The organism is Streptomyces sp. D2-8 (assembly GCF_023184515.1).
Taxonomy (GTDB): Bacteria; Actinomycetota; Actinomycetes; order Streptomycetales; family Streptomycetaceae; genus Streptomyces.
In genome coordinates this window covers 134,464-154,832 of the sequence record NZ_JAAHBP010000015.1, presented here as the reverse complement: position 1 = coordinate 154,832, position 20,369 = coordinate 134,464, and the positions used below count along the sequence as shown (strand labels likewise).

Below are 20,369 nucleotides of genomic sequence, written 5' to 3'. Positions count from 1 at the left end.
TCATGCGACACGCTCCTTCTCGTCGGTGGTCCCGGTCGTGGTCTCCGTCAGGCGCAGGAACACGTCGTCGAGGGTCGGCGGGCGCAGGCTCACGTCGAGCAGCGGCACCCCGGCCGTGTCCAGGGCGCGCACCAGCAGCGGGATCGTCAGGGTCGGGTCCCTGCTGACCGCGCCCACGGCGTTGCGCTCGTGGTCGAACGAGGGCTGTGCCCCCGTCAGCCGGTCGAGCACGCCCGCCGCCTTCGCGAGGATGTCCGCGTCCGGCACGACGACCTCGGCGTGCGCCCCGACCAGCGACTTGAGCTGCGCCGGAGACCCGGTGTGCGTGACCCGGCCCCGGTCCACCAGGGCGATGTCGTCGGCCAGTTGGTCGGCCTCCTCCAGGTACTGCGTGGTGAGCAGCACGGTCGTGCCCTCGGTGGTGAGGCCGCGCACCACGTCCCGGATGAGGGTGCGGCTGACCGGGTCGAGGCCGGTCGTCGGCTCGTCCAGGAACAGCACGTCGGGGCGGCGGACCAGGCTCGCCGCGAGGTCCAGGCGGCGGCGCATGCCGCCGGAGTAGGTGGACGCGGGGCGGTCGGCGGCCTCGGTCAGGCCGAAGAGGTCGAGGAGTTCCGCGGTCCGGCCGGCCGGACCGCGCACCCGGTGCAGCCGGCCGAACAGCTGGAGGTTCTGGCGTCCGGTGAGGTCCCCGTCGATCGAGGTGTCCTGCCCGGTGACGGCGATCCGGCGGCGTACGGCGGCGGCCTCGCGGACGAGGTCGTGCCCCGCGATGCGGGCGGAGCCCGCGTCCGGCCGCAGCAGCGTGGTCAACAGTCGTACGGCCGTCGTCTTCCCCGCCCCGTTCGGCCCGAGGACCCCGCAGACCGTCCCCTCGGCGACCGCGAGGTCCAGCCCGCGCAGGGCATGGACCTCCCCGAACCGCTTCGCCAGACCTTCACTAAGTACAGCGTACGTAGAAGTCATGGCATGACCATAGCGCACTACGTACGCTGTACGTAACTAGGATGGTGGCCGAGGTGATGAGCGATGGCGGGCCGAGCGGCCGTACCCGAAGTGATCTGGGCGCGCCCCGAGCGCACCGGACGTGGGCCGAAACCGGCGTTCACGCGCGCCGGCATCGCGGCGGCGGCGGTGCGGATCGCCGACGAGCAGGGGCTGGACGGGGTCACCATGCGGCATGTCGCCGCGGAGCTGGGCTGCGGCACGATGTCGCTGTACAACTACGTCCCCCGCAAGGAGGACCTGTACGAGCTGATGATCGACGCCGTCGGTGCCGAGCACGAGATGTTCGAGCCCACGGGCGACTGGCGCGCCGACATGCTCCGCAACGCGGAGGAGACGCGCGCCATCATGTACCGCCACACCTGGGTGCCGCGCCTGATGCCGGGAGTGTTCGGCTTCAGCCCCAACACCCTGCGCTACCTGGAGCACTGCCTGGCCTGCCTCGAACCGCTCGACGTGCCGGCCGGCACGAAGACGGAGCTGATCGCGCTGCTCAACGGCGTTGTGACGACGTACACCGGGAACGACATCGCGACCGCCGAACGCGCCCGCTCCATGCCGTGGTCGGCTGAAGAGGAGAACGCGGTCCGCATGGCCTATCTGGGCAGCCGGATCGCCACCGGCGCGTATCCGCGGCTGACCGCGGCCTTCACGGAGCAGAGCGGGCCGGTCGACCTGGAGGCGGTGTTCAGACGGGCACTCGAACGCGTCCTGGACGCCTTCGACCCCGCCCTGCGCTAGAGCAGCGCCAGTTGCCCCTCCGGGCCCTCCTCGGGCCCCTCCAGCACGGTCGCCGGCCGGCGGGCCGCTCTCGGCACCGGCAGGACGCCGGCCCCGCGCAGGTCCGTCGCCGTGATCGGGTCGGGGAGCGCCGGCTCATCCAGGGGGCGCAGCTCGGCCAGGAGCGCGAGGACGGTGATCAGCTCCAGGAGCTCCGACGTCCAGCTCTGCGGCCAGGTCGCGGGACGGATCGCCGCCAGCGTGCCCGGCTCGGGGACGGCGACGCGGGTCTCGAACCACTGCTGAAGGACACGGACTCCGCCCACCTCGAAGTCCCAGGCCTCCGGCGGCACCGGCGAGATGCGGCCCTCGTCCAGGAACAGGGCTTCCTCGTCCCGGTCGTAGCGCAGCGTCACGGGCCGGGAGGGCAGCGGGGCACGGACGTAGGGGCGGCGGCCGCCGGGGAGCTTCGGGCGTTCGCCGTCGCGGCGCATCAGCCACAGCGTCCGGTGGCCCAGCTCGATGCCGCGTTCCCACGCGTCGGCGTCCCCGGTGAGCGGGACGGTGAGGTCCGGGCGGGCCGTGGCCGTGATCCAGGCCAGGACGTCCAGCGGCGCCGGGTCGCTGCCCAGGCGGGTGCCGAGGTGCTCCAGCAGGCCCGGGGCCAGGTTCGGCTCGCGGCCGCCCGGGCGGCGGAACAGCGGGCGGATCCGGCCGGGGCGGAGCAGCGGGGGCAGCGAGGTGACGAGCAGGGGAGGGGTGGCCTCGGGTGTCTCCACCACGAAAGCCTGCCGTTCGTCCGCCACCCGCCACAGTTCCGGGCGGGCCGCGTCGATCAGCCGCTGGTCGGGGATCAGCCACTGCTCGTCGTAGGGCGCGAGCAGGACGCGCACCGGCTCGGGGCAGGGCCCCGAGGCGCGCACCAGCTTCTCCGTGCCGCTGCCGGTCCGGCCGGGCAGCCGGCCGACCGCCGAGTGCAGCGTGCGCGAGCGGGTCGGCTCGAACAGGGGCTCGCGGTCGGGACCCTCGGCCTTCACCAGGGCGTCCCAGCGGGCCTTCAGGGACGCCGCGTCGGGCGCCGCCGGCCAGCCCCGGCCGAGCCGCGGCGGTGCGACGGACCACGGCATGAGGTCCGCCAGCAGCGGAGCGTCGTCGTGCGTCACGCTGGGCATCGTACGACCTGGCGCCGACCGGCGGGTCAGGTGGCGTCCAGCGTCACCGTGAAGGAGAACCGGTCCCCGCGGTAGTGAATGACGGCCACATCCAGAGGGCGTCCCTCGGCGTCGTACGTCACGCCCGTGTAGTGCAGGATCGGGCTCAGCAAGGGCACTTGGAGCAGCTTCGAGGTCTCCGGGTCGGCCAGCCGCGCCTCCACCGTGTCCGTGATGCGGCTGATGTCCGCCCTCACCACGTCCCGCAGCACCTTGGTCATGGGCCACCGGACGAGGTCGTCCAGGTCGATCCGCGCGGCCAGTTCGGGCCGCACGTAGTTGCGGGCGTGATTCGTCGGCTCACCGGTCTTCTCGTCGCTCCGCAGCCGGTGGTACGTCGAGACCTCCCGCACATCCGGGAAGAACTCGGCGAGTTCGCCCGGCACGGGTGCGCTGCCGTGCTCCAGCAGTTCGGTCGTCATGCCGGACTGCTGGGCCACGATCGCGTCGACCGAGCCGAGCAGGCGCACCGGGGAACCCCGGCGCGCGTGCGGCTCGATGAACGTGCCCCGTCGGCGGTGGCGCGAGATCAGCCCCTCGTCCTCCAGCTCCTTCAGCGCCTGCCGCATCGTCAGCACGCTCACGCCGTAGTGCCCGGCCAGCTGCTCCTCGGTGGGCAGCCGCAGCGGGTCCTGGGGCGAGCGGCCGAGGATCGAGGCGCGCAGCGACTGCGACACCTGGTACCAGAGCGGCAGCTTGCGGTTCAGGACGATGGAGTCCGGGGCGAAGGAGGTCACGGGCCATCCGTACCGGTAGGAAATGATCAGTGCAAGGGGGCTTCTGACGGATCTCCGTGGAAGAAGGAGCGGCGTTCCGTCAGAAGCCCCCTAGGGGCGGAAGTGCCGCTCCATGCCCCGCCAGACGTCGTCGTAGCGCTGCTGGAGGTGTTCCGCGCGGGCCGCGTGCGGGGTGAGGGTGAGCGGCCAGCGCGTCTCGAACATGAACGCCAGACCGTCGTCGATCTTCTGCGGCTTCAGCTCGGCGGCGCTCGCGCGGTCGAACGTCTCCCGGTCCGGGCCGTGCGCCGACATCATGTTGTGCAGCGAGCCGCCGCCCGGCACGAAGCCTTCCGCCTTCGCGTCGTACGCCCCCTCGATCAGGCCCATGTACTCGCTCATCACGTTCCGGTGGAAGTACGGCGGGCGGAAGGTGTCCTCGCCCACCAGCCAGCGCGGGGCGAACACCACGAAGTCGACACCGGCCAGGCCCGGGGTGTCCGACGGGGACGTCAGCACCGTGAAGATCGACGGGTCCGGGTGGTCGTAGGTGATGGTGCCGAGCGCATTGAACCGGCGCAGGTCGTAGGCGTAGGGCACGTGGTTGCCGTGCCAGGCCACCACGTCGAGGGGGGAGTGGTCGTAGGTGGCCGTCCACAGGTTGCCGCAGAACTTGTTCACCACCTCCACCGGTCCCTCGACGTCCTCGTACGCGGCGACGGGAGCGCGGAAGTCCCGGGGATTGGCGAGCCCGTTGGCGCCGATCGGGCCCAGGTCGGGGAGGCGGAAGGGCGCCCCGTAGTTCTCGCACACATAGCCGCGGGCGGACTCGTCGAGCAGCTCCACACGGAAGCGGACCCCACGAGGAACGAGCGCCACATGTCCCGGCTCCACATGCAGCAGACCGAACTCGGTGTGCAGCAGCAGCCCGCCGTGCTCCGGGACGATCAGCAGCTCACCGTCGGCGTCGCTGAACACCCGGTCCATCGAGGCGTTGGCCGTGTAGAGGTGCACGGCGATGCCGGTGCGCTGGGTGGCGTCGCCGTTGCCGCCCAGGGTCCACAGGCCCGCCAGGAAGTCGGTCTCGGGCGCCGGGTCGGGCAGCGGGTTCCAGCGCAGGCGGTTGGGGTCGGGCACGGTCTGGGTGAAGGGGGCGGTGCGGATCGAGCCGTTGTGGATCCGGGTGAACGCCGGGTGCGCGGCCGACGGGCGGATCCGGTACAGCCACGAGCGGCGGTTGTCCGCCCGCGGCTCGGTGAACGCCGACCCGCTCAACTGCTCCGCGTAGAGCCCGAGCGGGGCCCGCTGGGGTGAGTTGCGGCCCTCGGGCAGTGCGCCCGGGACGGCCTCCGAGCTGTGCTCGTTGCCGAAGCCGGAGAGATAGGTCAGCCCTTCGGCGGTCTTCCGCGCTCCCCCGTGCTCGAACCCGCTCGCGCGGGTGGTGCCCCCATCGCCCATGATCGCTGCTCCCTTGCGGTCCGATTCCTCTGCAGTACCGTAGGATTGCGTTTTCCCCGACGCAAGAGGGGCGCGCGGCATCCTCTCTGCGGATGACCGGAACCCGACTTGAGAACGATCCGCCGGGCCGGACGTGTGTTCTACGCTCCCGGATATGTCGTGGACACGGAGACGTTGTGCCGCGCTCGCGGTCTGTGTCCTCCTTCTGGCCGGATCCGCGGGTTGTGGCTCCGGTGATGCCCCGGAAGACGGTGCGTCACCCGCACCGGTGGGCAAGATCCTGGAGGACCGGGACCCGGAGGGGCGGCCCTATCGCGAGGTCGGCCAGGAGGGTGCCCCCGGCGTCGGGATCGAGGTGCAGCCCGACGCGGCCGGCGGCTGGGACGTGCGCCTGACCGTGCGGAACTTCCGCTTCTCGCCGACCGGCGCGGCAGCCCGCGCGGTGGCCGGACGGGGTCTCGCGCACCTCTTCGTCGACGGCCGTCCCGTCGCCCGGCTCCGCGCCCCCGCCTACCGGCTGGACACCCGCCTCGTGCCGCGCGGCACACACCACGTCACGGCCCGCCTCTACGCCGACGACGGCACCGTGTGGGTGGTGGACGGCAAGCCCGTGGAGAGCACGGCCGACATCACCGCGTCGGAGCCCGGCCCGGGGGCGACGCCGGACACGGCCTCCCGGCGCAAGGCCCGGACGCAGGGGACGGACGCCGGGGGGCGAGGTTCACCGGGTGGCGCCGGAGGGGCATCATGAAGCCCGTGCCCCACGCGACATCGCTCCGCCGCGCGCCCGTGCAGAGGCGCAGTGCCGAACGCCTGACCAGGATCCTCGACGCCTGCGCCGACCTCCTCGACGAGGTCGGCTACGACGCCCTGAGCACCCGTGCCGTCGCCCAGCGGGCCTCGGTCCCGATCGGCTCGGTCTACCGCTTCTTCGGCAACAAGCGGCAGATGGCCGACGCGCTGGCGCAGCGCAACCTCGAGCGGTACTCCGTGCGCGTCACCCAGCGCCTCCAGCAGGCCGGCGAGGGCGGGGACTGGCGCACGGCCATGGACGCCGTGCTCGACGAGTACCTGGAGATGAAGCGCACCGCGCCCGGCTTCTCCCTCGTCGACTTCGGCAACCAGATCCCGGTCGGATCCCGGCACGCCGAACCCAACCACCGGGTCGCCGACCGCCTCACCGAACTCCTCTCCGGGTACCTCGACCGCGAGCCCGACGAGGATCTTCGCCGCGTCTTCCTCATCGCCGTCGAGACCGCCGACACCCTCGTGCACCTGGCGTTCCGGGTCGCGCCCCAGGGGGATGAGCGGATCATCGACGAGGCCCGGGAGATGCTGCGCGCCTATCTGGCCCGGGCCCTCGACTGACCTCGATCCCGATCGACCTCGATTCCGCCAGGGCCTCCCCGCCGTGCATACCGGTCGGTATGCTCGGGTGTGTCAGTGCGTCACCGTAGCCGCCGCCCCGGGAGGACCCGTGTCCCGCACCGCCCTGCGTATCTGCCCTTTGTGCGAGGCCACCTGCGGCCTGACCCTCACCATCGAGGGAACGCGCGTCACCCACGCCCGCGGTGACCGCGACGACGTGTTCAGCCAGGGGTTCATCTGCCCCAAGGGCGCCTCCTTCGGGGCCGTCGACTCCGACCCCGACCGGCTGCGCACGCCGCTCGTGCGCCGAGACGGCGAGCTGCGCGAGGCCACCTGGGAGGAGGCCTTCGACGCGGTCGCCGCCGGTATCCGGCCCGTCGTGGAGCGCCACGGCCCGAACTCCGTCGGGGTCGTCCTCGGCAACCCCAACGTGCACACCATGGCCGGCGCCCTCTACCCGCCCGTCCTGCTCGCCGGACTCGGCACCCGCAGCGTCTTCACCGCCTCCACGGTCGACCAGATGCCCAAGCACGTCTCCAGCGGCCTCCTCTTCGGCGACGCGAACGCCATCCCCGTGCCCGACCTCGACCGCACCGACCATCTGCTCCTGATCGGCGCCAACCCGCTGGAGTCCAACGGCAGTCTGTGCACCGCCCCCGACTTCCCGGGCAAGCTGAAGGCCCTCAAGGCCCGGGGCGGCACCCTCGTCGTGATCGACCCGCGGCGCACCCGCACCGCGAAGCTCGCCGACCGGCACATCGCCGTCCGGCCCGGCACCGACGCGCTGCTGCTGGCCGCGATGGCGCGGGTGCTCCTCGACGAGGGCCTCGTCGGCCCGACCCCGCACGTCCAGGGCATCGAGGAACTCGCCTGTGAACTGGGGGAGTTCACGCCCGAGGCGGTCGCGGAGGCCTGCGACGTCGAGGCCGGCGTCATCCGCACCCTCGCCCGCGACCTGGCCGCCGCCCCGACCGCCGCCGTCTACGGCCGTATCGGCAGCTGCACCGTCCCGCACGGCACGCTGGCCAGCTGGCTCGTCGACGTCCTGAACATCCTCACCGGCAACCTCGACCGGCCCGGCGGCGCGCTCTTCCCGCAGGCTGCCACCGACAAGACCCCGCGCCCCGCCGGACCCGGCCGCGGCTTCGCCCTCGGGCGCTGGCACTCCCGGGTGAGCCGGCACCCCGAGGCGAAGGGCGAACTGCCCCTCTCGGCCCTCGCGGAGGAGATCGACACCGCCACCGAGGAGGGCGAGCCGGTGCGCGCGCTGATCGCCGTCGCGGCCAACCCCGTGCTGTCCGCGCCCGACGGCGACCGGCTCGACAAGGCGCTCGACTCGCTCGACTTCATGGTCAGCGTCGACCCGTACCTCAACGAGACCTCGCGCCACGCGGACGTGGTCCTGCCCCCGCCCCCGCCCTCCCAGAGCCCCCACCACGACTTCGCCTTCAACACCCTCGCCGTACGCAACCAGGTCCGCTACACCCGCCCCGCGATCCCCCTGGAACCCGGCCGCATGGCGGAGACGGAGATCCTGGCCCGGCTGATCCTGGCCGTCACGGGCATGCACGGGGCCGATCCGACGGCCGTCGACCAGATGGTCATCGACCAGACCCTCGGCAAGGCGGTCGAGGAGCCGCACTCGCCGGTCCACGGCAGCGACCCGCGCGAGCTCGCCACCCGGCTCACCGGCGACACCGGCCCCGAGCGACGGCTCGACATGATGCTGCGCCTCGGCCCCTACGGCGACGGCTTCGGCGCACGCCCGGACGGACTCAGCCTGGCGAAGCTGCTCGCGCTCCCGCACGGCATCGACCTCGGCCCGCTCCAGCCCCGCCTGCCGCAGCCGCTGAAGACCCGCAGCGGCATGGTGGAGCTGCTGCCCGGCCCGATCGCGGACGACCTGCCCCGGCTGCGCGCGGCCCTGGCCGAACGCCCCGACGGGTTCGTCCTGGTCGGCCGCCGCCACCTGCGCTCCAACAACAGCTGGATGCACAACGTGCCCGCCCTCACCGGCGGCTCGAACCGCTGCACCCTGCACATCCACCCCGAGGACGCCGAGCGGCTGGGCGTCGAGGACGGGGCCGCCGTGCGCGTCAAGGGCGCCGGGGGAGAGGTGACCGCTCCGGCCGAGGTCACGGACACGGTCCGCCGGGGTGTGGTGAGCCTGCCGCACGGCTGGGGCCACGACCGTCCCGGCACCCGCCTCAGCCACGCCTCCACGGACCCCGGCGTCAACGTCAACCAGCTCCTCGACGGCCGCCTGCTCGACCCGCTGTCGGGCAACGCGGTCCTCAACGGAGTGCCGGTCGACATCGCCCCCGGGACCGCCCCACAGGACCCCTCGCTGACCGAAAAGCTCACCGCTCTGACCTGAGCAAAGCTGTGACCAGCAGTTTTGCGCTTATTGCTCGCACGTCAACGTCTTGTTAACGCTGCTTGACGGGACCTAACGTCTCGGACACCGCCGGCCCTGGTGGGATGTTCAAGGGCGAACGTTAGGTATCCACTCATGCTGACCATCCTCGGCTTCGCCATGATCGCGACCTTCCTGGTCCTGATCATGATGAAGAAGATGTCGCCGATCGCGGCGCTCGTGCTGATTCCCGCGCTGTTCTGCGTGTTCGTCGGCGAGGGCGCCAAGCTCGGCGACTACGTCCTCGACGGCGTGACCGACCTCGCCCCCACCGCGGCGATGCTCATGTTCGCGATCGTCTACTTCGGTGTGATGATCGACGTCGGTCTCTTCGACCCGATCGTCCGAGGCATCCTCAAATTCTGTAAAGCCGACCCGATGCGGATCGTCGTGGGCACCGCCCTGCTCGCGGCGATCGTCTCGCTGGACGGCGACGGCTCCACCACCTTCATGATCACCGTCTCGGCGATGTACCCGCTGTACAAGCGCCTGAAGATGAGCCTGGTCGTGATGACCGGTGTCGCCGCCATGGCCAACGGCGTGATGAACACCCTGCCCTGGGGTGGCCCGACCGCCCGCGCCGCGACCGCGCTGAAGCTCGACGCCAGTGACATCTTCGTCCCGATGATCCCGGCCCTCCTGGTGGGCCTGGCCTTCGTCTTCGTCCTCTCGTACGTGCTCGGTGTGCGCGAGCGCCGGCGGCTGGGCGTGCTGACGCTGGACGACGTGCTGGAGGAGGAGAAGGAGACCGAGACGGTCCTCGTCGGCTCCGGCGGCTCCGGCGACGGCAAGGTCTCGATGCGCAAGGGCGGCACCGCCGGTGCGGGCGTCGCGGGTGGCGCGGGCTCCGGCACGGACGCTCCCGAGGAAGGCACGGCCTCCGCGGCCTCCGGGGACGACGACGGCTTCCAGGGCCTCGACCCGAACCGGTCCACCCTGCGCCCCAAGCTCTACTGGTTCAACGCGCTGCTCACGGTCGGCCTGCTCACCGCCATGATCATGGAGTGGCTGCCGATCCCGGTGCTGTTCCTGATCGGCGCCGCGCTCGTCCTGTCCGTGAACTTCCCGCACATCCCCGACCAGAAGGCCCGTCTGGCCGCCCACGCCGACAACGTCCTGAACGTCTCCGGCATGGTCTTCGCCGCCGCCGTCTTCACCGGCGTCCTCCAGGGCACCGGCATGGTCGACAACATGGCCAAGTGGATGGTGGACGTCATCCCCGCCGGCATGGGTCCGCACATGGCCCTGGTCACCGGCATCCTGAGCCTGCCGCTCACCTACTTCATGTCGAACGACGGCTTCTACTTCGGTGTCCTGCCCGTCCTCGCCGAGGCGGGTGCCGCGCACGGGGTCACCCCGCTGGAGATGGCCCGCGCCTCCCTGGTCGGCCAGCCGCTGCACATGTCCAGCCCGCTCGTCCCGGCCGTCTACGTCCTGGTCGGCATGGCCAAGGTCGAGTTCGGCGACCACACCAAGTTCGTCGTGAAGTGGGCCGCCCTCACCTGCCTGGTCATCCTCGGTGCGGGCATGCTGTTCGGGATCATCTGAGCCCCTACCTGGAGGACGTCATCGTGAGGCCCGGTGGGAACCGCGGCTGGCTGCTCCGCCTCGTCATCGCCTTCAGCTTCGCGCAGGGGGCGGTGTCGATGGCCCGGCCCGCCGTCTCCTACCGGGCCCTCGCGCTGGGCGCGGACGAGCGCGCTGTCGGTGTGATCGCCGGTGTGTACGCGCTGCTGCCCCTGTTCGCCGCAGTCCCCCTGGGCCGCCGCACCGACCACGGCCGCTGCGCGCCCCTGCTGCCGGTCGGCGTGGTGCTCATCGCCGGCGGCTGCGCCCTCAGCGGCGTCGCCGGCTCCCTGTGGACGATGGCCCTGTGGAGCGGGGTGATGGGCCTCGGGCACCTCTGCTTCGTCATCGGCTCCCAGTCCCTCGTCGCCCGCCAGTCCGCGCCGCACGAACAGGACCGCAACTTCGGCCACTTCACCATCGGCGCCGCCCTCGGCCAGCTGGTCGGCCCGGTCGCCGCGGGCGCGCTGATCGGCGGCGAGGACATGGCCGGCAGCAGCGCGCTCGCCCTGATCGTGGCGGGCGTGACGGCGGCGGTCGCGTTCACCTCGCTGTGGCGCATCGAGGATCGCCGTACGACCTCCACGTCCCGCCCGGACAAGGGCGACCGGGTCCCGGTCCGGGGCATCCTGCGCACCCGGGGGGTGCCGGCGGGCATCTTCATCAGCCTCGCCGTGCTGTCCGCGACCGACATCCTGACCGCGTACCTGCCGGTGGTCGGCGAGCACCGGGGCATCGCGCCGTCCGTGATCGGCATCCTGCTCAGTCTGCGCGCGGCGGCGACGATCGCCTGCCGTCTGGTGCTCACGCCCCTGCTGCGGCTGCTCGGCCGGACCCTGCTGCTGACCCTCACCTGTCTGCTGGCGGCCCTGCTGTGCGCGGGCATCGCCCTGCCGGTGCCGGTGTGGGTGCTCGGACTGCTGCTGGCCGCGCTGGGCTTCTGCCTCGGGGTCGGTCAGCCGCTGTCCATGACGACGGTCGTCCAGGCCGCTCCCGACGACGCCCGTTCCACGGCCCTGGCGCTGCGCCTGACCGGCAACCGGCTCGGCCAGGTCGCCGCACCCGCCGCGGCCGGGCTGATCGCCGGAGCCGCGGGCGTGGCGGCGCCGTTCGTGATGCTGGGGGTGCTGTTGCTGCTGTCCTCCGGGGTCGCGGTGCGGTCACCACGTGAGGGGGACGAGCCGGACGGCGAGGGCGGGTCGGAGGAGGCGGGCTGCTCGGAGGAGGCGGGCGGCGAGGTCCGCAGGGAGCGCAGGGGCCTCGGGCGCCGGGTTCCGCTGCGCCGGAAGAGCGATATCTGACGGGTCGCAGGGCGGTGCTGCACTCCTCGGCGCCTCGCCCGGCGAGCAGGGCACCGCCGTGGCCGTCGGACATCTCGACACGGACAAGGGGCCCGCCGTCTTCGCGGGGCTGACCGAACTGAAGCGGGGCCGGATCGTCAAGGCCCGCCGGGCCGACGGGCGGATCGCCGTCCACACGGTCGACCAGATCAAGTCGTACGAGAAGGCGCACTTCCCGAGCCAGGAGGTGTACGGCGCCCGGGGCCGCCCCGAGCTGCGTCCGATCACCTGCGGCGGCAGCTACGACCGCAGGAAGGGCTACTCCGGGAACGTGGTCGTCTTCGCCCACCTGACCGGCATCCGCTGACCCGGACCGGTCCCGTTCGTCGGCTGAACCGGGCCGTCCGCCTTCTCACCAGATGGACGGAAGCCTCCGATCCTGCCCGGTGTCTTCCCCAGGCCGCACACATTCCGTTAACTTCCGTGACCCACAGCCCCGTACGACCCGCACGGGGCTTCCGACCGCGGAGCACCAGCGCCCTGATGACCCCTCGGGGGCACCCCATGACACGCGCCATCTCCCTGCACGACGTGAGCAAGGCCTACACGCGGGGCGCCCGCGTGGTGGACCGGCTGTCGCTGGACATCACGCCCGGCGAGTTCCTCGTGCTGCTCGGCCCGTCCGGCTGCGGCAAGTCGACCGTGCTCAGAATGATCGCCGGGCTGGAGGAGATCGACGAGGGCCGACTGCTGCTCGACGGCGAGTACGCCAACGACCTGCCGCCGTCCGGCCGGGACATGGCGATGGTCTTCCAGAACTTCGCCCTCTACCCGAACATGACCAGCCGCGCCAACATCGGCTTCCCGCTGCGCATCGAGGACCCGGGCACGGACCCCCGTCCCCGCGTCGACGCCACCGCCCGCATGCTCGGCATCGAGGACCTCCTCGACCGCCTGCCCGGCCAGCTCTCCGGCGGCGAACGCCAGCGGGTCGCCATGGGCCGGGCCATCGCCCGGCACCCCTCCGCCTTCCTGATGGACGAGCCGCTGTCCAACCTCGACGCCAAGCTCCGCACCCATCTGCGGGCCGAGATCTCCCGGCTCACCGCGGAGTTGGGCGTCACCACGATCTACGTCACCCACGACCAGGCCGAGGCCATGTCGCTCGGCGACCGGGTCGCGGTGCTGCGCGGCGGTGTGCTGCAACAGGTCGACAGCCCCCGCGTGGTCTACGCGCTGCCCAGCAACGTCTTCGTCGCGGCCTTCATCGGCACCCCGCGCATCAACCTGCTGCGCGGCCTGGTGCGCGCTCCGCTCGACGGGGCGATGACCATCAGCCTGGGCAAGCAGTTCCTGCGCCTGCCCGAGCCGCTCTCCCTGGACCACCAGCTGCTGCGCGTCCAGCAGGGCCGCGAGGTCATCGTCGGCCTGCGCTCGGAAGCCGTCCGGATCGCCAAGCACAGCTCCGCCCGCCCCGGCGAGGTGCCGATCACCGGCCTGGTCGAGCACGTGGAGTTCCAGGGGCACGAGATCCTCGTCCACTTCAACACCGGCTCCAGCCCCGCCGTCGTCCCCGACCTGGAGGCCCCGCGCCCCCGCCCCGGCCGCCCCGCCCGGCGGCGCCGCCGCGACGGTTCGGTCCTGACCCGGCTGCGGGAGCGGACCACGGCCGGGCGGGCCGGACCCGTCGTCACCCTGGACCACCCGGAGGACGCCGGGAGCAGCGCGGTGACCGCCGAATCCCGCCTGCCCGGGGACCTCATCGTCCGCACCACCCCGGACCTGGCCCTGCGCCAGGGCATGCAGGTGCCGCTCCTGGTCGACCTCGCCCACCTCTTCGTCTTCGACCAGCAGGGCGACCGCATCTGCCCGCACCCGGAGCGCCTGCCCGACCTGGGGGAGTGAGGAGCCGCACACCCGGGCGGGGCCCGCGCCGTGCTGTGATGGCCCGGCATCCGGGGCCCGGCACCCCGGGACGTCTGGCGCCGGAAAACTATCGTCGCTAGTTTATGTGTCGGACGACGACGCCCCGCCCCCGGAGGAAGCGCGATGAAGGCACACGACGGCATGTACATCGGGGGCGCCTGGCGTCCCGCCGCCGGCCAGGACGTGATCGAGGTCGTGAACCCGGTCGACGAGCAGGTCATCGGCACGGTCCCGGCAGGTACCGCCGAGGACGTCGACAGCGCCGTACGGGCCGCCCGCGCCGCCCTGCCGGACTGGGCCGCGACCCCGCCCGCCGAGCGCGCGGCGCGCCTGGCCGCGCTGCGGGACGTGCTCGTGACCCGCGCGGACGAGATCGCCGGGACCGTCACGGCCGAGCTCGGCTCGCCGTTGAAGTTCTCGCAGGCCGTCCACGCGGGCGTACCGATCGCGGTAACCGGCTCGTACGCCGAGCTGGCGGCGACGTACGCCTTCGAGGAGAAGACCGGCAACTCGGTCGTGCACCAGGAGCCGGTCGGTGTCGTGGCCGCGATCACGCCCTGGAACTACCCGCTGCACCAGATCGTCGCCAAGGTCGCCCCGGCCCTTGCGGCGGGCTGCACGGTCGTCGTGAAGCCCGCCGAGGACACCCCGCTCGTCGCCCGGCTCTTCGCCGACGCCGTGCACGAGGCCGGGTTCCCGGCGGGCGTCTTCAACCTCGTCACCGGTCTCGGCCCGGTCGCCGGCCAGGCCCTCGCCGAGCACCCCGGTGTCGACCTGGTCTCCTTCACCGGCTCCACCGCCGTCGGCCGGCGGATCGCCGCGATCGCCGCCGGGCAGGTCAAGAAGGTCGCCCTCGAACTCGGCGGCAAGTCCGCCAACGTCATCCTCCCGACCGCCGACCTGGCCAAGGCGGTCAACGTCGGCGTCGCCAACGTCATGTCCAACTCCGGGCAGACGTGCAGCGCCTGGACGCGCATGCTGGTCCACCGCGACCGGTACGACGAGGCCGTCGAGCTCGCCGCGGCCGCCGCCGCCAAGTACGGCGACCGCATCGGCCCGGTCGTCAACGCGGGGCAGCAGGCCCGGGTGCGCGGCTACATCGAGAAGGGCGTCGCGGAAGGCGCGCGCCTGGTCGCCGGGGGCCCCGAAGCCCCGCGCGAGACGGGCTACTTCGTCAGCCCGACCGTCTTCGCCGACGTCACCCCGGACATGACCATCGCGCAGGAGGAGATCTTCGGCCCGGTCCTGTCGATCCTGAGGTACGAGGACGAGGAGGACGCCCTGCGCATCGCCAACGGCACGGTGTACGGCCTGGCCGGTGCCGTCTGGGCCGGGGACGAGGCCGAGGCGGTGGCCTTCGCGCGCCGGATGGAGACCGGCCAGGTCGACATCAACGGCGGCCGCTTCAACCCTCTCGCGCCCTTCGGCGGCTACAAGCAGTCCGGCGTCGGCCGCGAACTCGGCGTGCACGGCCTGGCCGAGTACCTCCAGACCAAGTCCCTCCAGTTCTAGTCCCAGGGGAGTCCCTTCCGTCATGGCTGTCCGCGCCGCCGTCCTGCCCGCCATCGGCTCCCCGCTGGAGATCACCGGCATCGACCTGCCCGACCCCGGCCCCGGCCAGGTCCGCGTCCGGCTCGCCGCCGCCGGGGTCTGCCACTCCGACCTGTCCCTGTCCGACGGCACCATGCGCGTGCCCGTCCCCGCCGTCCTCGGCCACGAGGGCGCCGGTACGGTCGTCGCCGTCGGCGAGGGCGTCACCCACGTGGCGCCCGGCGACGGGGTCGTCCTCAACTGGGCCCCGTCCTGCGGCGCCTGCCACGCCTGCTCGCTCGGCGAGGTGTGGCTGTGCGCCAACGCCCTGAACGGCGCCGCCGACGTCTACGCCCGCACCACCGAGGGCACCGACCTCCACCCCGGCCTGAACGTCGCCGCGTTCGCCGAGGAGACGGTCGTCTCCGCGTCCTGCGTGCTGCCCGTCCCGGACGGCGTCCCGCTCACCGACGCGGCCCTCCTGGGCTGCGCCGTCCTCACCGGCTACGGCGCCGTCCACCACTCGGCCCGCGTCCGGCGGGGCGAGACGGTCGCGGTGTTCGGCGTCGGGGGAGTGGGCCTCTCCGCCCTGCAGGCCGCCCGGATCGCGGGCGCCTCGAAGATCGTCGCGGTGGACGTGTCCGCCGAGAAGGAGGAGCTGGCCAGGGAGGCCGGCGCCACCGACTACGTCGTCGCCTCCGACACCACCGCCCGCGAGATCCGCGGCCTCACCGGCAAGCAGGGCGTCGACGTCGCCGTGGAGTGCGCAGGCCGCGCGGTCAGCATCCGCACGGCCTGGGACTCCACCCGCCGCGGCGGCCGCACCACGGTCGTCGGCATCGGCGGCAAGGACCAGCAGGTCACCTTCAACGCCCTGGAGATCTTCCACTGGGGCCGCACCCTCTCCGGCTGCGTCTACGGCAACTCCGACCCGGCGCAGGACCTCCCCGTCCTGGCCGAACACGTCCGGGCCGGCCGCCTCGACCTGAGCGCGCTGGTGACGGAACGCATCTCCCTGGACGGCATTCCGGCGGCCTTCGAGAACATGCTGGCGGGCAAGGGCGGCCGGGCCCTGGTCGTCTTCTAGCCCGAAGATTCCGGTACCCCGGCCTCCTCGCGAGGCCGGGGTCTTCGGCGTGCCCGGGCCGGCGGTCGATGCCAAGTACAGGCAAAAGTCCTGGTGCGCGACCCGTTGACGCACATACCGTCCGGTCAGTACGTTCCCCGGAACTCGAGCCACCCCCCCGTTCCGTCCCCGCACCCCCGGAGCGTGCACCACATGGACACGGCACCTTCCGCTCAGCCCGTCACGACCACACCCGGCGCCGGCAGCCGCCGCCGGGTGGCCACCGCGGCGGCGCTCGCCTCGGCCGTCGAGTGGTACGACTACTTCGTCTTCGGCATCGCCGCCGCCCTCGTGCTCGGCGACCTCTACTTCCCCTCCGGCAGCGCCACGGCAGGCGTCCTCGCCTCGTTCGCGACCTTCGCCGTCGGCTTCCTCGCCCGCCCCATCGGCGGCATCGTCGCCGGTCACCTCGGCGACAAGCGCGGCCGCAAGCCGATGCTCGTCCTCGCGCTCACACTGATGGGCGTGGCCACCACCGGCATCGGCCTGCTGCCGACGTACGACACGATCGGTGTGGCCGCCCCGATCCTGCTCGTCCTGCTCCGGGTCGCCCAGGGCGTCGCCGTCGGCGCCCAGTGGGGCGGCGCGATGCTCCTGGCCACCGAGTACGCCCCGGAGGGCAAGCGCGGGGTCTACGGCAGCGTCGTCCAGCTCGGCGTCCCCATCGGCGTGGTCACCGCCAACACCGTCTTCCTGCTGGCCGGCGCCCTCACCACCGACTCGGCGTTCGCGGCCTGGGGCTGGCGGGTGCCGTTCCTGGTGGGCCTGCTGGTCCTCGGCCTCGCCTGGTACATCCACACGCGCGTCGAGGAGACCCCGGCGTTCCGGGAGGCCGAGCGGGCGCTCGCCGAGAAGGAGAAGTCCGAGCAGAACTCGCCGCTGCGCACGATCCTGCGCGGCCACCTCGGCACGGTCCTCCTCGCCGGCGGCTCCTTCGCCGTCAACACCGCGACCTTCTACATCCTCATCACCGGCGTCCTCGACTACACGACCCGCGAGCTGGACATGAAGAAGAGCGCGGTGCTCACCGTCTCCCTCTGCGTCAGCCTCACCCAGCTCGTGCTGATCCCGGCCGCCGCCGCGCTCTCCGACCGCGTCGGCCGCATCCGGATCTACGCCATCGGCGCGGTCGGCATCGCCCTGTGGGCCGTACCGCTCTTCCTGCTGATCGACACCGGCTCGCTGCTGTGGCTCGCCGTCGGCACGTTCGTCGCCAGCTGCTTCCTGAGCATCATGTACGGCCCCCAGGCCGCCCTGTTCGCCGAGCTGTTCACGCCCGAGATGCGCTACACCGGCGCCTCGCTCGGCTACCAGATCGCGGCCGTGGCGGGCGGCGGGCTCGCGCCCTTCATGATGGTGCTGCTGCTGGAGGCGACGGGCACGTCGATGGCGGTGTCCGGGTACATCATCGTGCTCTCCGTGATCGCCCTGGCGTCGATCAAGGTCCTCGCGGACCGGGCCCGTGCGGCGGAAGCGCAGGCCCAGCCGGAGGCCGGAGCCGAGCCGGAGACGAAGGCCGGGTCAGCGGGCTGAGTCCTTGGCCTCCTCGGGCCGCGGCTCCGGAACCGCTCCCGGAGCCGCGGCCCGGGCCGCCGCCCGCGACCGCGACACCGCCACACCCGCCAGGCACAGCGCACCGCCCACCAGCGTGAGCAGCCCCGGCACCTCGCCGAGGAACAGCCAGGACATCAGGACGACCAGCGCGGGCGCCGCGTACGTCGTCGCGCCCATCCGGCTCGCGGTCGTCCGGGACAGCGCGTACGCCCACGTCGTGAAGGCGAGGGCGGTCGGGAAGACGCCCAGATAGACCATGTTGAGCGTGGCGGAGGCGGGCGCCGCGGCGGCCTCCTGGACGAGCTGCCCCGCGAACGGCAGGCACACCACCGCGCCGACCAGACAGCCGAACGTCGTCACCTGCAACGGACTCGCCGTACCCAGCGCCGGCTTCTGCGCCACGACACCACCGGCGTACGCGATCGCCGCCAGCAGGCACAGCACCACCCCGAGCACCGAGGAACCGCCCTCGCGCGACATCGAAAGGCCCACCGTCACGGCACCGGCGAACGACACGGCCATGCCCGCCAGCAGCCGCGGCGGCATCGGGTCGCCGAGCAGCCGGGCACCGAGCAGCGCGATGAGGATCGGCCCGGTGTTCACGACCAGGGCGGCCGTTCCCGCGTCGACCTGCTGCTCGCCCCAGTTGAGGGCGACCATGTAGAAGCCGAACCACAGCAGCCCCGATATCGCGATCCCGCGCCAGGCCGAGCGCGGCGGCAGCCCCTCCCGCCGCAGCAGGCAGATCACCCCCAGCGTCAGCGCCCCGGCCAGCAGCCGCCCGAGCGCCAGCGCCCCCGGCGAATACGCGTCCCCCGCGCTGCGGATCGAGACGAAGGCGGACGCCCACAGCACGACGGTGACCGCGGCCGCCCCGGCGGCCAGCAGCTCCGCCCGGCGGGCGGGACGGGACGGGGAGTTGTTCATCATGCTCCTGAGGCTAGGAGGGGGAGGGGCCCGGAGGCTCGCGGATTTCGGACGGGGCGGGCGGACCCGGCTACCGCAACGCCGCCGCCTCCACGCCCAGCAGGTCGAACAGGGCGCGTTCACCGGCGGCCGTCACCTTCACGGCCCGCTCCGAGCCGATGCGCACGCACCACCCCGTGTCCAGGACGTGCCGGCACAGGGCCGCGCCGGCGACGCCCGCCAGGTGAGGACGGCGTTCGGTCCAGTCGAGACAGGCCCGGGCCAGGGGACGCCGGCCCCGCCGTTCGAGGTCGATACCGGCCGACGCGAACCACGCCAGCCCCGCGTCGGTGAGCGCGAACCCCGTCTCCTGCTGGAGCAGCCCGCGCGCCGTCAGCGCGTCGGTGACCGCGATGCCGAGCCGCCCGGCGAGATGGTCGTAGCAGGTGCGGCCCCGGACCATGGCCGAGCCGGCGCTCGACTCCCGCAGGTTCCTCGGCCGTACGGCCGAGCCGGGCGAGACCTGGGCGGCCAGGTCCTCCACCAGCTGTGCGACGCGGGCGTCGGCGAGCCGGACGTACCGGTGACGGCCCTGCCGCTCCTCGGCGAGCAGACCGCCCGCGACGAGCCGGCTCAGGTGCTCGCTCAGCGTCGACGCAGCCACACCCGCGTGCCGTGCCAGCTCGCTCGCGGTCCAGGCCCGTCCGTCCAGCAGGGCCAGCAGGCAGGCGGCCCGGGTCTCGTCCGCGAACAGCGCGGCGAGCCGAGCCAGGGCCGTCGCCCGGGGGTCCCTCGTCGTCATGTCCCCAGCATGGAACACGGACGGTTCGGCCGTCGCCGAAGTGTCGTGCTGAAGAGTGCTGCCGAAGTGGCCGGCAGGCGTGTCCCTACGCGGTCCGCCGCACCTGCTCGTACTGCCGCGCCAGCCCGTCCAGCAGCGCTGTCAGCCCGGTCTCGAAGGCGCGCTCGTCGATCTTCTCCTGCTGCTCGGCGAGCAGGTGGGCCTGCTGGAGGTGGGGGTAGTCGGCGGGGTCGTAGGCGCTCGCGTCGTCCACGAAGCCCCCGGCGAAGGAGCCGAGCGCGGAGCCCATCACGAAGTACCGCATCAGCGCGCCGATGGACGTGGCCTGCGCCGGGGGCCAGCCCGCGGCGACCATCGCGCCGTAGACGGCGTCCGCGAGGCGCAGTCCGGCCGGGCGGCGGCCGGGGCCGCGGGCCAGGACCGGCACGATGTTGGGGTGGTCGCGCAGCGCGGTCCGGTAGGAGACGGCCCAGTCGTGCAGCGCGGTCCGCCAGTCCCGGACGTCCTGGAACATCGACAGGTCCACCTGGCCGCTCACCGAGTCGGCGACCGCCTCCAGGATCTCGTCCTTGGTGCGGAAGTGGTTGTACAGCGAGGGCCCGCTGACCCCCAGTTCGGCGGCGAGCCGCCGCGTGGAGACGGCGGCCAGACCCTCCGCGTCCACGAGCGCGCGGGCCGTCTCGACGATCCGGTCGGTGCTGAGCAGGGGCTTGCGCGGTCGGGCCATGGCGCACATAGTAGGGCTGGGCACAAAACTAGCAGTGCTAATTTAAATGTAGACTTTT

18 protein-coding genes are annotated in these 20,369 nt (G+C 72.7%); 11 read left to right on the top strand and 7 right to left on the bottom strand.

Annotated features, from left to right (window positions below):
- Window positions 1-966, bottom strand: a complete 966-nt coding sequence (locus tag G3I77_RS25845; protein WP_248507572.1) for an ATP-binding cassette domain-containing protein — start codon at window positions 964-966, stop codon at window positions 1-3.
- A gap of 63 nt (window positions 967-1,029) precedes the next feature.
- On the opposite strand from G3I77_RS25845, the gene G3I77_RS25840 reads away from it, so the two are divergent.
- The gene (locus tag G3I77_RS25840) at window positions 1,030-1,746 is read left to right on the top strand and encodes a TetR/AcrR family transcriptional regulator (protein WP_248507569.1); all 717 of its coding nucleotides are present in this window, start codon (window positions 1,030-1,032) and stop codon (window positions 1,744-1,746) included.
- Here the strand turns inward: G3I77_RS25840 and G3I77_RS25835 are convergent.
- From G3I77_RS25835 to hmgA, 3 genes are all read right to left on the bottom strand, one after another.
- Window positions 1,743-2,897, bottom strand: a complete 1,155-nt coding sequence (locus tag G3I77_RS25835) for a type ISP restriction/modification enzyme (protein ID WP_248507567.1) — start codon at window positions 2,895-2,897, stop codon at window positions 1,743-1,745. The two genes, G3I77_RS25840 and G3I77_RS25835, sit on opposite strands and share 4 nt — an antisense overlap.
- A 26-nt stretch (window positions 2,898-2,923) precedes the next feature.
- The gene (locus G3I77_RS25830) at window positions 2,924-3,673 is read right to left on the bottom strand and encodes a GntR family transcriptional regulator (protein ID WP_248507565.1); all 750 of its coding nucleotides are present in this window, start codon (window positions 3,671-3,673) and stop codon (window positions 2,924-2,926) included.
- Between the two features lie 90 nt (window positions 3,674-3,763).
- Window positions 3,764-5,110, bottom strand: a complete 1,347-nt coding sequence (gene hmgA / locus G3I77_RS25825) for a homogentisate 1,2-dioxygenase (protein ID WP_248507563.1) — start codon at window positions 5,108-5,110, stop codon at window positions 3,764-3,766.
- 268 nt (window positions 5,111-5,378) lie between these two features.
- On the opposite strand from hmgA, the gene G3I77_RS25820 reads away from it, so the two are divergent.
- The 10 genes from G3I77_RS25820 (at window position 5,379) to G3I77_RS25775 (ending at window position 17,855) form a co-directional block, all read left to right on the top strand.
- The gene (locus G3I77_RS25820; RefSeq protein ID WP_308311417.1) at window positions 5,379-5,861 is read left to right on the top strand and encodes a hypothetical protein; all 483 of its coding nucleotides are present in this window, start codon (window positions 5,379-5,381) and stop codon (window positions 5,859-5,861) included.
- Window positions 5,858-6,478 carry a TetR/AcrR family transcriptional regulator gene (locus G3I77_RS25815; protein ID WP_248507559.1) on the top strand — a complete coding sequence of 207 codons (621 nt, stop codon included), beginning with the start codon at window positions 5,858-5,860 and terminating at the stop codon, window positions 6,476-6,478. The genes G3I77_RS25820 and G3I77_RS25815 overlap by 4 nt, the downstream gene beginning before the upstream one ends.
- Before the next feature lie 109 nt (window positions 6,479-6,587).
- On the top strand, window positions 6,588-8,855 hold the full coding sequence (locus tag G3I77_RS25810) for a molybdopterin oxidoreductase family protein (protein WP_248507557.1): 2,268 nt from the start codon (window positions 6,588-6,590) through the stop codon (window positions 8,853-8,855).
- 135 nt (window positions 8,856-8,990) lie between these two features.
- Window positions 8,991-10,442 (top strand): CitMHS family transporter, encoded by a 1,452-nt coding sequence (locus tag G3I77_RS25805; RefSeq protein WP_248507555.1) that lies wholly within the window; start codon window positions 8,991-8,993, stop codon window positions 10,440-10,442.
- 23 nt (window positions 10,443-10,465) lie between these two features.
- A complete protein-coding gene (locus tag G3I77_RS25800) occupies window positions 10,466-11,761 on the top strand; it encodes an MFS transporter (RefSeq protein WP_248507553.1) in 1,296 nt (431 codons plus the stop codon).
- Window positions 11,754-12,107 carry a sortase domain-bontaining protein gene (locus tag G3I77_RS25795; RefSeq protein WP_374386768.1) on the top strand — a complete coding sequence of 118 codons (354 nt, stop codon included), beginning with the start codon at window positions 11,754-11,756 and terminating at the stop codon, window positions 12,105-12,107. Before G3I77_RS25800 ends, G3I77_RS25795 begins: the two co-directional genes overlap by 8 nt.
- 197 nt (window positions 12,108-12,304) lie before the next feature.
- Window positions 12,305-13,645 carry an ABC transporter ATP-binding protein gene (locus tag G3I77_RS25790; protein WP_248507552.1) on the top strand — a complete coding sequence of 447 codons (1,341 nt, stop codon included), beginning with the start codon at window positions 12,305-12,307 and terminating at the stop codon, window positions 13,643-13,645.
- 144 nt (window positions 13,646-13,789) lie between these two features.
- Complete coding sequence (locus G3I77_RS25785) at window positions 13,790-15,178, top strand: aldehyde dehydrogenase family protein (protein WP_248507550.1); 1,389 nt, start codon at window positions 13,790-13,792, stop codon at window positions 15,176-15,178.
- 22 nt (window positions 15,179-15,200) lie between these two features.
- Entirely contained in the window at window positions 15,201-16,283 is a 1,083-nt protein-coding gene (locus G3I77_RS25780) for a Zn-dependent alcohol dehydrogenase (protein ID WP_248507548.1), read from the top strand.
- 192 nt (window positions 16,284-16,475) lie between these two features.
- Entirely contained in the window at window positions 16,476-17,855 is a 1,380-nt protein-coding gene (locus tag G3I77_RS25775) for an MFS transporter (RefSeq protein WP_248507546.1), read from the top strand.
- On the opposite strand, the gene G3I77_RS25770 is transcribed toward G3I77_RS25775, so the two are convergent.
- From G3I77_RS25770 to G3I77_RS25760, 3 genes are all read right to left on the bottom strand, one after another.
- Window positions 17,844-18,803, bottom strand: coding sequence for a DMT family transporter (locus tag G3I77_RS25770; protein ID WP_248507698.1), 960 nt, complete (start codon window positions 18,801-18,803; stop codon window positions 17,844-17,846). The two genes, G3I77_RS25775 and G3I77_RS25770, sit on opposite strands and share 12 nt — an antisense overlap.
- Window positions 18,804-18,873: 70 nt before the next feature.
- Complete coding sequence (locus tag G3I77_RS25765; RefSeq protein WP_248507544.1) at window positions 18,874-19,584, bottom strand: helix-turn-helix transcriptional regulator; 711 nt, start codon at window positions 19,582-19,584, stop codon at window positions 18,874-18,876.
- 85 nt (window positions 19,585-19,669) lie between these two features.
- A complete protein-coding gene (locus G3I77_RS25760; protein WP_248507543.1) occupies window positions 19,670-20,311 on the bottom strand; it encodes a TetR/AcrR family transcriptional regulator in 642 nt (213 codons plus the stop codon).
- Window positions 20,312-20,369: the final 58 nt, after the last annotated feature.